This window comes from Dolichospermum sp. UHCC 0315A, from assembly GCF_008121535.1.
In the GTDB taxonomy this organism is placed as follows: Bacteria; Cyanobacteriota; Cyanobacteriia; order Cyanobacteriales; family Nostocaceae; genus Dolichospermum; species Dolichospermum lemmermannii.
On the sequence record NZ_CP043056.1, the window covers coordinates 4,446,753 to 4,462,647 of the forward strand.

General features: G+C 36.9%; 11 protein-coding genes and 1 pseudogene. 3 read left to right on the forward strand and 9 right to left on the reverse strand.

The genetic code is table 11. The features are described 5' to 3' along the window. Nucleotides 1–220: 220 nt before the first annotated feature. Together BMF77_RS21140 and BMF77_RS21145 are read left to right on the forward strand one after the other, a co-directional pair. Nucleotides 221–2,128: a CheR family methyltransferase gene (locus BMF77_RS21140; protein WP_148765587.1), complete on the forward strand. Its 1,908-nt coding sequence runs from the start codon at nucleotides 221–223 to the stop codon at nucleotides 2,126–2,128. Nucleotides 2,129–2,455: 327 nt separating this feature from the next. Beyond that, complete coding sequence (locus tag BMF77_RS21145; RefSeq protein WP_148765589.1) at nucleotides 2,456–3,829, forward strand: cobyrinate a,c-diamide synthase; 1,374 nt, start codon at nucleotides 2,456–2,458, stop codon at nucleotides 3,827–3,829. A gap of 83 nt (nucleotides 3,830–3,912) precedes the next feature. Here the strand turns inward: BMF77_RS21145 and BMF77_RS21150 are convergent. The 6 genes and pseudogenes from BMF77_RS21150 to BMF77_RS21175 all read right to left on the reverse strand — a co-directional run. Beyond that, nucleotides 3,913–4,068 (reverse strand): annotated as a pseudogene (locus BMF77_RS21150) (sensor histidine kinase); the annotation flags it as partial. Between the two features lie 59 nt (nucleotides 4,069–4,127). Then, nucleotides 4,128–5,879, reverse strand: coding sequence for a R3H domain-containing nucleic acid-binding protein (locus BMF77_RS21155; protein ID WP_148765593.1), 1,752 nt, complete (start codon nucleotides 5,877–5,879; stop codon nucleotides 4,128–4,130). Between the two features lie 25 nt (nucleotides 5,880–5,904). Beyond that, nucleotides 5,905–7,038, reverse strand: a complete 1,134-nt coding sequence (gene ldpA, locus BMF77_RS21160) for a circadian clock protein LdpA (protein WP_148765595.1) — start codon at nucleotides 7,036–7,038, stop codon at nucleotides 5,905–5,907. Between the two features lie 260 nt (nucleotides 7,039–7,298). Continuing rightward, nucleotides 7,299–8,897, reverse strand: coding sequence for an Hsp70 family protein (locus tag BMF77_RS21165; protein ID WP_148765597.1), 1,599 nt, complete (start codon nucleotides 8,895–8,897; stop codon nucleotides 7,299–7,301). Nucleotides 8,898–9,292: 395 nt separating this feature from the next. Beyond that, nucleotides 9,293–9,898: an exopolysaccharide biosynthesis protein gene (locus tag BMF77_RS21170; protein ID WP_148765598.1), complete on the reverse strand. Its 606-nt coding sequence runs from the start codon at nucleotides 9,896–9,898 to the stop codon at nucleotides 9,293–9,295. Nucleotides 9,899–10,184: 286 nt separating this feature from the next. Beyond that, entirely contained in the window at nucleotides 10,185–11,054 is an 870-nt protein-coding gene (locus BMF77_RS21175; protein WP_148765600.1) for a lipid kinase, read from the reverse strand. A 418-nt stretch (nucleotides 11,055–11,472) separates the two neighbouring features. On the opposite strand from BMF77_RS21175, the gene BMF77_RS21180 reads away from it, so the two are divergent. Continuing rightward, nucleotides 11,473–12,606: a cyclopropane-fatty-acyl-phospholipid synthase family protein gene (locus tag BMF77_RS21180; RefSeq protein ID WP_148765602.1), complete on the forward strand. Its 1,134-nt coding sequence runs from the start codon at nucleotides 11,473–11,475 to the stop codon at nucleotides 12,604–12,606. Nucleotides 12,607–12,699: 93 nt separating this feature from the next. On the opposite strand, the gene BMF77_RS21185 is transcribed toward BMF77_RS21180, so the two are convergent. The 3 genes from BMF77_RS21185 to BMF77_RS21195 form a co-directional block, all read right to left on the reverse strand. Then, on the reverse strand, nucleotides 12,700–13,746 hold the full coding sequence (locus BMF77_RS21185) for a hypothetical protein (protein WP_148765604.1): 1,047 nt from the start codon (nucleotides 13,744–13,746) through the stop codon (nucleotides 12,700–12,702). Nucleotides 13,747–13,750: 4 nt separating this feature from the next. Next, nucleotides 13,751–14,857 (reverse strand): hypothetical protein, encoded by a 1,107-nt coding sequence (locus BMF77_RS21190; protein ID WP_246862990.1) that lies wholly within the window; start codon nucleotides 14,855–14,857, stop codon nucleotides 13,751–13,753. Nucleotides 14,858–15,011: 154 nt separating this feature from the next. After that, the gene (locus BMF77_RS21195) at nucleotides 15,012–15,854 is read right to left on the reverse strand and encodes a nitrate ABC transporter ATP-binding protein (RefSeq protein ID WP_148765606.1); all 843 of its coding nucleotides are present in this window, start codon (nucleotides 15,852–15,854) and stop codon (nucleotides 15,012–15,014) included. Nucleotides 15,855–15,895 lie beyond the last annotated feature (41 nt).

The following is a 15,895-nucleotide window of genomic DNA, read 5'->3' on the forward strand; positions in this document are numbered from 1 at the left end:
GATTCTGTATTTCTATAACGTAGTTCATTTATTAGAGGATGTTTTAAAAGTTTTTAATGTGTAAACAGACCCCTCTCCAAACCTCTCCCCTACCAGGGGAGAGGCTTTAAAACCCCCATTCCCTTGTAGGGAAGGGGGGAAGGGGGGTTAGGTTTTTGGAGATTATGGGTTTCATATAATACTTTTCAAACAACCTCTTAGCAAAATCCTGATTTATTTTATGAATGTCCCACAAAAAGACCCTGATTTTGAAAACCTCCTCGAATATTTACGAATCAACCGAGGCTTTGATTTCACAGGTTATAAACGTTCAACTTTAATGCGCCGTGTTACTAAAGAAATGGAGACTTTAAATATAGATACTTTTGGCAATTATCAAGATTATTTAGAAGTTCATCCAGATGAGTTTAAAAATTTATTTAATACTATTTTAATTAACGTCACCGCTTTTTTTAGAGATGCTTCAGCGTGGGAATATTTAGCTAAAGAAGTTATTCCTAATATCATCAAAAATAAACAACCAGATCAACAGATTCGATTTTGGAGTGCTGGTTGTGCTTCTGGGCAAGAAGCTTACACTTTAGCAATAATAATAGCGGAAATATTGGGAATAGAAGAGTTTCGTAATCGGGTAAAAATCTACGCAACAGATGTAGATGAAGAAGCTCTCGTTCAAGCTCGTCAAGCTAGTTATTCATCCAAAAATATTGATGAAGTCCCGTCAGAATTACGCGATAAATATTTTGATATAGTCAATAAAAATTATGTTTTTCGCCAAGATTTGCGTCGTTGTGTAATTTTTGGTCGTCATGATTTACTTCAAGATGCCCCGATTTCTCGGTTAGATTTATTGATTTGTCGCAATACCTTAATGTATTTTAATTCGGAAACCCAAGGAAAGATTATCAATCGCTTTCATTTTGCTCTTAATGATCATGGCTATCTGTTTATAGGAAAAGCAGAAATGCTAGTTATGCACTCTAATTTATTTATCCCTATAGATTTAAAAGACCGTGTATTTGAAAAAGTAGCTTTAGGAAACTTCCGCAGTCGTCAAATAGTTATGAACAATTTAGAAAATCAAGAATCAACTAGTAATTTTTCTCAAGAAATACGCATTAGAGATTTGGCTTTTGATACAGCATCTAGTGCCCAAGTTGTAGTAAATAATGATGGCATATTAATTATGATTAATGAACAAGCTCGTAATTTATTTGGTCTGACAATAAAGGATTTAAATCGCCCTTTTCAGGATTTAGAATTATCCTATAGACCTGTGGAATTACGCTCAGTAATTGAGCAAGTATATAATGAACGTCATCCGATTATACTCACAAATGTTGAACGTTATCAGTCTAATTCAGAAATTCAAAATTTAGATGTGCGGGTGATTCCTTTACAAGATAATAATCAAATTATTCTTGGTGTAACAGTTACCTTTAATGATATCACCCGTTATCTGAAACTCCAAACAGCATTACAACGTTCTCGACAGGAACTAGAAACAACCAATGAAGAATTGCAATCAACTAATGAAGAGCTAGAAACAACCAATGAAGAATTACAATCTACCAATGAAGAATTAGAAACAACCAATGAAGAATTGCAATCAACAAATCAAGAAATGGAGACAATGAATGAAGAACTGCAATCGGCTAATGAGGAGTTACAAACAATTAATCGTGAATTAAGCGACCGCACCGGTGAACTTGACCAAAGTAATATTTTTCTTGCTTCTATTTTAGGCTGTCTGCAAATGGGAATGGTAGTCTTAGATAATAACTTGAATATTTTAATTTGGAATCATACAGTTGAAGATATGTGGGGTTTACACAGTGAGGAAGTAGTTCATAAATCTTGGTTTAGCTTGGATATTGGTTTACCTGTAGAAAAATTACGAAATCCAATTCGTGATATTATGTCCGGTAAAAAGAAATTCCAGGAAATACTCCTGAATAGCACTAATCGTCGCGGCAGACAAATCCAATGTTATATTGCCTGTAGTCCCCTAATGAATGAAACAGTAAAAGGTGTTATTATCATGATGACAGATATTGAAAAAATCAACAGTATGATTTCTCCAACAAAAATTGAAGAAAGAGAACGGGAAGGATCAGAGAATATTTAGCCACGATTCTTGGTAATATTAGAGCTGCTATAGTTTACACAAAATCACAAATACCCCCCTTAATCCCCCCTTACTAAGGGGGGAAACTAGAAAATCCGGTTCCCTCCCCTTAGAGGATGTTTTAAAAGTTTTTAATGTGTAAACAGACCCCTCTCCAAACCTCTCCCCTACCAGGGGAGAGGCTTTAAAACCCCCATTCCCTTGTAGGGAAGGGGGGGGAGGGGGGTTAGGTTTTTGGAGATTATGGGTTTCATATAATACTTTTCAAACAACCTCTTAGTAAGGGGAGGGTTAGGGAGGGGTTATTTAATTTTTACTTACTAATCTATGTCTATAATTATTGCTGGAGAACGGAGTGGAGTCGGGAAAACAACAGTTACACTTACCCTATTAGCATCTTTACGTCGTCGTGGTGTGAAAGTACAATCTTTTAAAGTCGGACCCGATTATATTGATCCTATGTTTCATCAATATGTAACTGGTCTTCCTTGTCGAAATTTAGATGCTGTACTAACTTCAGAAAATTATATTCAAAAATGCTTTAACCATCATTCTCCGCAAAGTGAATATACTTTAGTTGAAGGTGTAATGGGTTTATTTGATGGTATTGGTCAGTTAGCAAATACAAATGGAAAAACAGACTTTGCGAGTACAGCGCACGTTGCCAGATTATTAAATATCCCCATCATCTTAGTCATAGATTGTAGTCGCTTATCGGGTTCAGTAGCCGCAATTGCACACGGTTATTGTTCTTTAGATAGTAGAATTAAAGTTGCTGGTTTAGTATTAAATCGGGTGGGAAGTGATCGACATTTATCATTATTAAAAACTTCCCTTGCACCTTTACAATTACCCATACTTGGTGTTTTAAGAAGACAAGATAACATTACCATTCCTGACCGTCATCTGGGTTTAATTCCCACTTCAGAATTACCAGAATTAGATCAGATAATTAATAGTTTAGCAGATATAGGTGATACTTACTTTGATTGGGACAAACTTCTACCACTTTTAAAATCATCATCTTCCCCAATTCCCAATTCTCAATTACCAATTACCAATTCCTCAGTAAAAATTGCCGTAGCGCGAGATCAGGCTTTTAATTTTTATTATCAAGATAACTTAGATTTACTAGAACAATTAGGAGCAGAATTAGTATTTTGGAGTCCATTAAATGATTCTCAATTACCAAAAGATATCCAAGGAATGTATTTTGGTGGTGGATTTCCTGAAGTATTTGCACCACAATTAGCTGCAAATATTAGCCTAATTCAAGCAGTCAAAAATTCAATTTTAGCAGGAATACCCACAATTGCTGAATGTGGAGGATTGATGTATTTGTGTGAGCAAATTATTGACTTTGACGGTAACTCCTGGCCAATGGTGGGAATATTACCCACTCATGCACAAATGGATAAAAGATTAACTTTAGGATATCGTCGCGCAGTAATTTTAGAAAATACTTTTTTACTTGATAGCAATAAACATATTTTTGGTCATGAATTTCATCGTTCTCATTTAATCACCAATTCTCCTCAACCATTATTTAATACCTATCGCTATGATTGTGATGAAAATACAGGTTTTGAAGGTTGGTATTTACCTAATGTTCATGCTTCCTATATTCATCAACATTGGGGAGAAAGTAGAGAAATACCTCAAAGATTTATTCAAGAATGTTTAAAAAATCAACAAATTTAGATCCCCAATTTAGATCCCCGACTTCTTTTTTATCTTATAACTAAATTGTAGATTCATGTTAGAAGTCGGGGATCTTAATCCTATTATTTCGTTAAAGGAATAACAACATTAAAAGTTGTTCCTACATTAACTTCACTTGCAAAAGTAATTTCTCCTCCATGTGCTTCCACTGATTTTTTCACAATTGCTAAACCTAGTCCAGTTCCAGAAATATTACCAACATTACTACAGCGGTAAAATGTCCAAATCCCCTGAAAAGATGTAAAAACAATCCTTTCAGGGGAAAATTATCAACAACCTACGCCGGGTAAATTCTTAACCGCCGATTAGGTTCATCTCCAAAACTATCGGATTTGAGACGATAATGTTCCACCAACTCATGCTGCATTTTCCGCACTTGGGAAGAACGGGGTAATAACTCCACAGGCTGACCTTTAGGGATGACAATCTGCTCCACAGCAAGCCTCGCCTCCTCCAAAGCGTCCATTTCATCATCACCACCGTTGTGTAATAACAGTTGTAACTCTCGGTCATCGCCAATATCTGGATCATCAATATTCAGTAAGCGGCGGAGACTGCGAGTAATTTGGGGAATTGTACTAGACTTGATCACATGAATGGGTACATGACGAGCCTTAGCCATTTGTCTTAACTTAGCGTGATTCTTGACGTGCGATCGCAAAGCCAGAATAGCATCGGCACTATCTAAGTCCTTGGTCAATATCACAGGCAAAGTTAGCACATTAATCACCTGTTCCAGTTGGTGACGACTCACCCCATAGGGGTAAATGTGCAATGGTAAATCTTCCCCATTGGGACCTGCTTGTTTGCGGCTGGCAAAATCAAAACTTTCCGAGTAATTGAAAGATTCATCCAACAAACGGTCAAATTCACTGCGTCCCGTGGGTCTTTCCCGATCTAAAGATAAAGGTGGTAAAGCCACCATTTGTCCAGAAGAACGCCAACCATTAGGTTGAGCAGCGAGGAAAGATTCCTCCACATTAGTAATGTGACCATGGCCATTACCATTGCTATTGCCACCATTGACCACAGCCAACTGTCTAACAACGCCAACCTTGCCATTGTCATCAACAGTTCTCGTTTGTGGAGTCGGTTGACGACCACGTAACAAAGTATCAACCGTATCCGCCACACATTCATGAACTACCCAGCGTTGCCGTTCCAGCATCTCCACAGCAATCTCAAAAGTAGGTGGCGCTTTGCGTTCCAAAACTGTCTTTTGCGAACCACGCCGTCTAGCTTCATCATCTCCCAGCGTCACAGCCTGAATCCCCCCCACCAAATCAGACAGAGTGGGATTTTTAATCAGGTTTTCAATCTGATTACCGTGGGCAGTTCCTACCAATTGCACCCCCCGTTCGGCAATGGTTCGGGCTGCTAAAGCTTCCAATTCCGTACCAATTTCATCAATGACAATGACTTCTGGCATATGGTTTTCCACAGCCTCAATCATGACCTGATGTTGTAACTCTGGCTTAGAAACTTGCATCCGTCTCGCCCGACCAATGGCGGGGTGAGCAACATCACCATCCCCAGCAATTTCGTTAGATGTGTCAATAATGACCACTCGCTTATTTAAGTCATCTGCCAACACACGGGCAATTTCCCTTAAAGCTGTGGTTTTACCAACACCCGGACGACCTAGCATGAGAATTGATTGACCAGTTTCCACCAAATCGCGGATCATGGCAATTGTTCCGAATACCGCCCTGCCGACCCGACAAGTTAAGCCAATAATCTTACCGCTACGGTTACGGATAGCACTGATCCGATGCAAAGTTTGCTCAATTCCTGCCCGATTATCCCCCCCAAAATTTCCCACTCGTTGAATGCAATCATCTATCTGTGCTTGAGTGACTGGTGTTTCGCTCAAATACTCAGCTACATGGGGAAACCGAGCTTCTGGACGACGGCCTAAATCCAAAACCACTTCAACTAAATTATCTCCATTAGGATGATGCTCTAGTTTTTGTTGAAGGTCTTGGGGCAAAATGTCTAACAACTTTTGGAGATCTTCTGTAATCGTCATGCTTTCTATTGGTGACTTGACGTTTTTAGAGATATGCTTGGAGCGATGAGCGCGACTGCTCAGACTTAATCTGGGAAACGAGAGTATGGGCAAGCCTTACAGCCTCCCATAGTAATTCCGGTTCTGATTCCAGGCGAATATTGCCTTGACTATCAGTGTTAATCACCTCCTTTTTTTCTAACTGGTCAAGAATGGGTGACAGCAATACACGGGCGTAACTACCATAGGCAACCCCAGAGATAAAAGCTGGGGACTCTTTCCCCCCTGCCTCTTTCAGCAATCCCATTCCCCTTAATTTAGGAACGGTGTAGCTATTAGTGCCGCCTGCTAACTGCACATATCCCGGTAGGTTTGCTGCCAAAACTTTTTGCCCCAATTTCACTGTGGCTATGGTTGTACCATCACCAATATCACCACTCATTGAACGTCCATCAGTTTGCCAAATTAAAAACTGGGGACGGGGGATAATTAAATCATAAATAGCTTTTAGGTAATTAATTAGACCTTCTCCATCGTTACAACTGATGGCTACTAACTTTAATTGATCTGCCCAAGGTGTCATCGCGTCCCATAACCGTTGGAATTCTGCCAACCGCCCCACTTGAGTATGAATTTCTACGGCTGCTATTCCCGTTGACATGATCAATGGTACGATCTCCCCTGGCGTTGACTCATAAGATTTTGTATAAATTATACCATAAGGACAGATAGGAATGCAACGGCCACAGCCATAACATTTTTCAGCGATTACTCCAGAAAAATCATCTTTGGTATTGTTAAATAAAATTGCTTGGGCTGGACAAATTTTTTCACATGGTCTGGAACAATCGCGGGGACAGTCTTGAGAATTAAACTCAGCTTTCCGAAAATGGGGATCTTCGCCATCATTGAGACTGACCATCAACAAGGGCAAATTACCTGTAAAGGCAAAGCCTCGCTTTTGGGAATTATATCTCAAGCTTTGGGCTACCAGTAAAGCTTCTTGGGTGGCGGCAATGACTGCCGGATCTGCTGCTACATCTATACAGTCAGCACCAGCCAAGGTGTAGGCTAATGTTAAGTTTCTGACCGCAGGAAGATGTTGGTAACTGGCTCCGCAAATTAATTTGAACCAGTTACCCTGTTGTAGGGATTGTAAAGGGGCTAATAAATCAGTCACATTTCCATTATGCGTTTATTCGACTGAAAATAGCAGCCTGTGATCAGGAAAATTTAGATTTTTTTGTTACTAGTTTTTTATTAGTAAATTTTTATACTACTATAAAGCCTCTCTGTTTTGATTTATTGGTGAAAAATCTGGATTAAAAGAATGCAGAATTTAGAATTTAGAATTTAGAATTACGTTTTGCAACGGGGATTTTACCCCGACACAAAACCCGCTGCTTGTAGAAGCAGGGGACTTTAACCCCCAAAGGTAAGTTAAGTTAATTTGGCTACAAGTTGATTTTCTAATAGGATGTTATTTGTTAACAAGTCCTCAACAGTAATTCTTAAAAACCGTTGTTCATCAACTTGAAAATAGATTTTAATGCGATCGCTTCCCGGAAATCCTGGAGGTTTAAGTTTGGCAATTTTACTGGCATTTACTGTATCATTGAGAGGCTTAACAGTAGTTGCACCATTATCAAGCTGACGAGTAATTAAGCGGTCGCCCTCAAAGTATATCTCTGTTCCACCTGTTTGGGCGCCCAATTCCCCAATAATTAACTCAATGCTGGGTTGATTTTCCACAGAAGCACCCAAAACTAATTCTACGGGTTGAGTCATGGGGTAAGGTTGTCCAGTTTTAATAATTGGATGCCAACTATGACGTTGATTGCGGCGATCCCAATAACGCACACCGTAACTATGATAAAGATAGTCTTTAATTTCTATCCCTTGAGTTATTTGTAACGCCCCTTGAGCGATTGCTTCAAAAGGCAATTGACGACGGATTTTTTCTGGTTCAAAATATTGTTCTATCCATGCTTGCACTACGGGCAACTGTACAGTTCCCCCAACTAATAATACTGCATTAATATCATCAATTTCTATACCGTAACGTCGCGCTTGCTGTAATAGCGTCATCATTACATCATGCAGTTTATCAAAAAATCCGTTTTCCTGCAAAATATTTTCAAAGGTGTAACGATCAAGATCCATTTCATAACTTTCAAAAGTTTGATCATGAAAATAAACTTCACTAGCTTTATCTTGGTGAGATAGCTGAATTTTCAACTGTTCCGCTAGTCGCGCTGTGAGAGAACTAACTGGCAATCCTTGGGTTTTAGCAAAGTAATCTACTATCCAATTATCAATATCAGTTCCGCCTAGATTTTGCCCTGCTTTTGCTAATACACGGGCTGTTTTAGTCTTTTGTTGAGAATTTTCACCCAGATTTTTATCACCCCATTTGAGAAGAAATCCTAGAGGTTTAGTCTTGGCTTGTGTACCTTGATCTAAACTCACTAAAGATAAATCTAAAGTTCCACCACCAAAGTCAACGACTAAGAGAGTTCCTTGATCTGTTAAACCATACCCCAAAGCCGCAGCAGTGGGTTCATCCAACATCCGCACCTGTTCGACGGCTAATGATTGACAAACTTTCCCTAACCAGTGACGATAGGCTTCAAAGCTGTCTACTGGTACGGTTAAAACCAAGGAATCTATTCCCCCTTCTAAAGGTGCTAATTCTGCAATTACTTTGCTTAAAAACCATGTTCCTATTTGTTCAAAGCTAATGTTTTGTCCATCAAGTTCCGGTAGAAAACCTTGGATATCTGCACCGATTCCCCGTTTAAAACTCCGAAAAAATCTGGCATCAGTTTTGATATCCAAACCGCGATCGCACACCTGTTGACCAGCTATGATATTACCTGAGTTGGCATTTTCTACATAAACTAAGCTGGGAATCAGTGGCGGATTAAGAAATTGTTGCGTTGATAATCTGGGTAGATTCAGGGTTTCTGCTTGTTGAGTGACAGGATTCCAACGAGTGATAACTGTGTTACTTGTGCCAAAATCAATCGCGATCGCCATATTCTTTGATTATTTAAGTCAGGTATCCAAATAAATATCTAACATACCTCTAAGATACAAGGTTGGGTTGAGGTACGTTCACGAAGTGTGGCGAGTCCATAACCCAACAAATGCGTCGGGTTGCGCTGTTGCTTAACCCGACCTACAAAAAATGGACAAGGTATTGATATTGGATATTAGGTTTTTTATAGTTGGTGACAAAACATACTTTCTCGAAAGGACGAGAATACAAAATTGAAAGTTATACGGAAATTATCCGGACATAACAGAATCAGCAGTGGATACTCAAATAGTAGATGCACCTTAATTAAACCATTACCCTTGGCTTGTGGCTAAGGGTTTTTTTTCTTTGGGACTTATATCTTAACAAATTTTGATCAGGAATGCCAAAAATTTTATTTGAAAATAGCAGGCAGTAAGTTGGGGGCTAACCATAATGCATAACCAATAAAACCAAATAGCATAGTAATCAAGAGAGTAGCGACATAACTAATACACATTAATAAACCATCGGATTCAATAGTAGCAACTGCCAAAAGTAAAATCCCCACAGTCGGAATGGGATTGGTAAAGGGAATGGGGGAAATTAGTAGTATTGTTAACCAAGAGATGCACAGCCCGTTAAATCGCCAAATTAAAGGATGATTGGCGACTTTTTGCAATCGGGGACGGGCAATTTTTTCTAATACCCTAGTCACGCGACGCAGATTTTGTAAGATAATTTTAGCGAAGGCGTTGGGAAATTTATAGTTAGCGATTTTTTTGGGTAGCCAAGGTGTTCTCCTCCCTAAAACCATTTGCAATGATAATAATAAACAAGCACCACCTAAAGGACTGGTTAAGCCTGGAGGCATGGGAAATAGAAAAGGTAATACTAGTAATGTGATTACTAAGCTAAAACCCCGTTCGGAAGTTTCCGCTAGGATATCACCTAAAGTTAGTGGCTGTTCACTTAAACGTTCTAGAAGGGATTTAATTTCTTGAGAAAAGCGCAAATTCATAACTATGATTTTAATGATTTTTCTGATTCTTATGATACAGCAAAATTCAGGAGTGAAAACCGCTGGATGCTTCCTTGTTGACAGATAGGAGTTTAATTTTCATTTTTTACCTCCTTTACTGACCATCTCCTGTTTAATTACATATCCCATCAAATAAATCATATCAATCAGGTAAATCATAGTTTAATTTTCATTTTTTACCTCCTTTACTGACCATCTCCTGTTTAATTACATATCCCATCAAATAAATCATATCAATCAGGTAAATCATAGTTTAAGATGATAGTCATAGGGCTAAAACTGCGATCGCTTGAGGAATCACCCGAAACACAGCAGGAGTATGGGTTGTAATTTCTCCATCTGTGTTAATAGAATGGGGTTTTCTAGTATATATTGTAAATTCCTGACCTTCAAGGGCGCGGACGTTCGGCCAATCAATATGTCTACCTTGACGCATAGCCGGAAGTAGGGGAAGAATTTGCCACCAATGATCGATTTCTAAACTATAAAGATCCAGTCTTTGATCGTCTATCGCTGCGTCGTGAACTACAGCCATACCACCACCATAATAGCGACCATTACCCACAGCAATTTGCACAGTTTTCACATGAATTGATTCGTTATTCACACGAATTTCTGCACTAAAAGGGCGAGATTTCCAAACTACTTGAAATGCAATTGCTGCATAGGCAAATATACCCCAACGCCGTTTAATTTCTTTAGTTAATTGTTGAGTAATTTTTACACTTAAACCCAGACTAGCAACATTAAAAAAATATTTCCCATTTACAGAACCTAAATCAATTCTTCGCAAGTTTCCAGAGGCAATAATTTGACACGCTTCCGGTAAAGAGTTGGGAATTGCTAAAGTCCTGGCTAAGTCGTTAGCAGTTCCTAATGGTAAAATACCCAAAGGTAATTGAGTCTCAATTATTGCCTCTATAGTAGCATTAAGTGTACCATCACCACCACCGACAATTACCAAATCTATTTGCTGTTGGTAACGCCGAATCACAGTCCCTAGTTGAGTTGGATGTTCTGTAGATTCTGTAATTATTTCCAAACCCAATTTATTTAAACAATTTATTGCTTCTTGGTAACGTTCTTGCCCTTGACGAGAATTACTATTTATTAACAGTAGTGCGCGAAGACTCATTCTGTCCACCTTTTGTAGTTTATATATCGAATTATTTACATCTATTTCCTGAGAATATCAGCGGCAGATGATCAGAAGGTTGAAACATAACTTGTCATAGAACAGAATACAGTAATATGGTTTTAGCATCAATACCTTGTCCATTTTTTGCTTTGTTGGGTTAAGCGACAGCGCAACACAACCTTATATCTTAGAGGTATGTTAGAAGAAGTTTTCAGCTATTTTACATTTCTTTACACAGTTTGGTTTTATTGTGTTGACTTACTTAATTATCAGCCGTAGTGAATATATATATATATATACTTATTATTCCTCTTTTTTTCATTCTATCTATCCAAAGAAATATCTATTCTTTAATATTATTTTGACTTGGTTTTATTGATATAAAATAGCGGCATCTTTCAAACCCAATATAAACATGAGTTCATCAACAATTTTACAAAATATGGAAAAACATCTTCCCATAGTGGGAGATGTACATACTAAAAGTCCCATTGCTTACAAAGCAACCCGTCTTGCAGTTAGTACAATTAACGCAGTGCAAATGGCAATAGCCGAGTCTTATATCAACGGATTAGAAGTACCGGATGCTGTGTTGCGATCGCTTTTTGATAGTTGTATGCCTGTCTTTTTTAAGTATTTTCCATCCCTGCTTGTCCCCTACGAATGGGTATTAACAGAAACAGACAATACTGCCGAAGGTGCGCGGGATTTAATGAAGATTCAGTACGATTTGCCTCAAGCTATGTTGAATCTCATGTTAGGTGAGGGAAAACTTATTTATCCCAAATATAGCATGGGATTGTGGGAAAAAGGAGCAGCAAATCTCGAACAATCACAAATGCAAATGATTGATGATGTAATTGACAAATTAGAAATAAAAGATGGTGATCATATTTTAGATTTTGGCTGTGGTTGGGGCTGCGTAGCAAATTATATTCTTGCCAAATTTCCCAATGTCAAATTCACAGGAATTAACTTGAGTCATAACCAATGTGAATATATGCGTCAGAAAATGCAAGATCCTGAAAGTTACCTCAGTTCCGGTCGTTTTACTCTCTATGAAGGAGATTTAAACGATGCCCAATTTGAGACAAAGTTTGACAAAATTCTCTCAATTGGCGTTTTTTGTCATGTGGGTAATTTAACAAAGGCTTTTCAAAAGCTGGCATCTTTTCTCAAGGATAACGGCAAGGTTTTTATTCACATTATTACAGTCCGTACCCCTAATAATATCTCCAGTGTTTTCACTCACAAATACATTTTCCCTCATGGTCGTTACTGGAAATATGACGCGATTCCCAGCCATAATCAAGACCTGAAAACTATTGATCAATGGTATATTAATGGCTCTAATTATTCTAGAACTTTTGCTAGTTGGTTAAAAAACTTTGATGATTCTCAGGCAATAGTCAAAGATTTAGACTACGGGATGGACTATGCCAAATTTCGCCGCATCTGGCGGTTTTATTTAATTTGGTTTGTTGCTAATTTCGCCAGTTGCAATGGTGAATACAACGGTAATGGCCAATATTTAATGGTTCATGCCTAATCTTTGATTTTAGTTATAGTAGTTATCACGCTTGATGCAATATAATGGAGGGCGCAGACCCTGCGCCCCTACAGGTGAAAATTTATCAGTGATTTAACTTAATAAGTTTTGGTTATCTTCATAAAGTTTTTGAACTATTCTTAGCACATCTAATATTAAAATATTCCAATTATCAGCGGTTTCGGGTAATAAATCATTTTTTTGGTTGGGACGTAAATGAACTATTTGATTTCTCAGGTTATTCAAATAACTACTAGGACTAGTATTTTGTTCATTATTTTTGTTAGGATATTCATATCGGTAATCTATATTTATTGATTCCAGCAACTTTTTAAAGGAATCTTGAAATCTAGGTTCTAATTTTGTATTTTCAAAAAAATCATTATAAAATTCTTCAAGAGATTTACCCGTCAATCCCAATTTATCATAAAAAGGCTTGAAAAAATACAGAGGTTGTAATCTTTCGATGCACCTATACAAGTCCAAATAAGCAAATTTAAAATCAGAAGCTACATAACTCGCCAAAATATTTTCAAAAGGAATATATTTGTTTCCATTATCGAATATATTTTTAAACTCTTGCAATACTTCTGGACTATATGGTAACAAGCAATAACCATTGCTTTGGGTTAATACAATACCTGTAATTTGACTTAATTCTTCTTTTTGAGAAAATCTGCTAATTATTTTATATAAAGCAATACTTGGAAAGTAATCTTTTAAGCTAACTCCATTAATTTCTTCCTCTATATTGACTTCTTTATATCCTTTTTTATTAATATTCCACTCACCTTCTAAAATTTCCTCTAATTTTGATATATCAGTATCTTTTTTAACAGATAAATCTAATTCATCAATAATGCCTACCCAAGAACCTGGGTTAAGAGTTTCTTCTTGTAGAAAATTGGAAATTTTAGATAAAAATTCATGATTCACTAATACCAAATAATTATTATTTTGATAAGTAAACCAAGCACTATAAAAATCAGGAAATAACCTTACTTTATTATCAATTTTAAGGTATGTTAACCAATCTATACAAGTTTCATCACCATAAATAGTGTAATTTTCTTGTATAGGAATAACAGATTTTATTTTGTTTATAACATTTGCAATTGGTATTTTTATAGTTCTGCTCATATTTTTAGTACATTTTATTCCAGCACACAGCAAAAGAGTTAATTTCAGGTTCAGAAAAAATTACTTTAAAAGCATCTAAAAAAGCTTGACCATGTTTTATTTTGGGCAGAAATTGTATCTTTTCTGTCAAAATATCTAAAGCCAAAAACTGACGATTTTCATAGATGCTTTGAGATTTAATTTGATCTCGCAATTTATTTAATTTAATCATTGTATCTTGAAAATTGTCTTCTACTCTTTCATGTTCTTTTTCTAAATTGCTTCCTAGTAAACCAAATATTTTTTCTGCACAAGCCACGATAAAACTAACTCTTATAATGTGAGTAGTAAAAATATAACGATCTTCAATTTCTGAAAGTAGGTGATCAATTTCAATCATGATAGAAAAAATATCTTCAAATTTATCAATAGTTGCTCCTGATTTTTCTCTAATTAAACTCATAATGTCTAAAGCAGCATGATATTCGGCTAATTGTTCCTGTGTCTTAATTTTAATTCTTCTAGCAGTAAATGCTAAAAATAGTTGAACAATTTCAGACTGTTTGTATAAATTTTTAGCAATCAAATTATCTAAATGAGGAATATCATATCTCCATTTTTTGAGAATTGGTTTAAAAACTACCTCTAATTGTTTATCAAGTTCCCAACGAATTTGACCACAATTAAGTATTAACATTCTATATAATAAAGCTGATTCATCTTGAGTAAGCCAAAATTCAACTCTCAAATTATGATTAATATGATCTTCTTTTATAGCTTCTTTTAATGCTTGGATTCTTTGCATTCCATCTAGAATACTGATATCTTGTTTTTGTTCTTCAATTAATGTAAAAAAGTTATCTTCATTGATCTCACTATTAGTCATACAACCTAAAACTATAGGAGGTAAAATTGCTCCTTTTTGCAAATCTTCCACCATTTGATTACGAATGATTTTAGCAGACCTAATTTTTAAAACTTCCCTCTGCTCTTCAAGGTTGCCTTTTTGTTCATGAATATCATTGATAAATTGTATAAAATCAGGAATTCTCACTACTGTAAGCACAGAGTAGCAATTAAGATTTGTATCTTCTTGAATATCAATTATTTTGAACTTCATAGATAGATCCATATTTTGTCTGCTTATATACATATCTGAATTATACACTCCATACTTGCTGTTATGTTAATTATAATTCAGGAAAACTATAATCCCCTCTTACCTGCCGATGAATTGGCGAGTAAGGGGGGATATCGAGAAATTATGATATTTTTAGTAAAATTCTCTAACCTACATCATCATGTGCGAAACGGTTAAACAAGAAATCTAGCGCATAGTTCCGCAATTGATAATATTGAGGATCTTCCATAATTCTCGCTCTATCTCTAGGACGAGAAAAAGGAATTTCCATCACTTCCCCAATTTTTGCATGAGGTCCATTGGTCATCATTACCAACTTATCAGCCAAAAATAAAGCCTCATCAATATCATGGGTAATCATCAAAACTGTACAACGGTTATCATTCCAAATTTTCAACAATTCCTCTTGTAATTCTTCCTTAGTAATTGCGTCCAACGCCCCAAAAGGTTCATCTAAAATCAACACTTTGGGACGAATAGCTAAAGCCCGCGCAATAGAAACCCGCTGTCTCATTCCCCCAGACATTTGCATGGGTTTCTTTTCCATGGCATCAGCTAAACCCACCATTGCTAAATGATCTCTCACAATAGCCCGTTTTTCGGCTTCTGGCTTAGTGGGATAAACTGCATTTACAGCTAAATAAATATTGTCAAAAGCTGTTATCCAAGGTAATAACGCATAGTTTTGAAATACTACCATGCGATCTGGACCTGGTTTTGTAATTGGTTGTCCTTCTAATAAAACTTGTCCAGTTGTGGGGAAGTTAAAACCAGAAACCATGTTTAACAAAGTTGATTTACCGCAACCAGAGTGGCCGATAACGCAAAGAAATTCACCTTTCTCCACGTTGAGATTAACACCATCAAGAACGGTAAATGGTCCATTTTTGGTGGGATAAACTTTGCAAACGTCTTTAATTTCTAGGAAAGGCTGACGGCTGATTGTGGTTGTAGCTGTGTTGGTAGATTTCAAGTTACGGTTTTGCATTGTTTAGTAATTGGTAGGAGGTTTCGCGCAAAGGTGCAAAG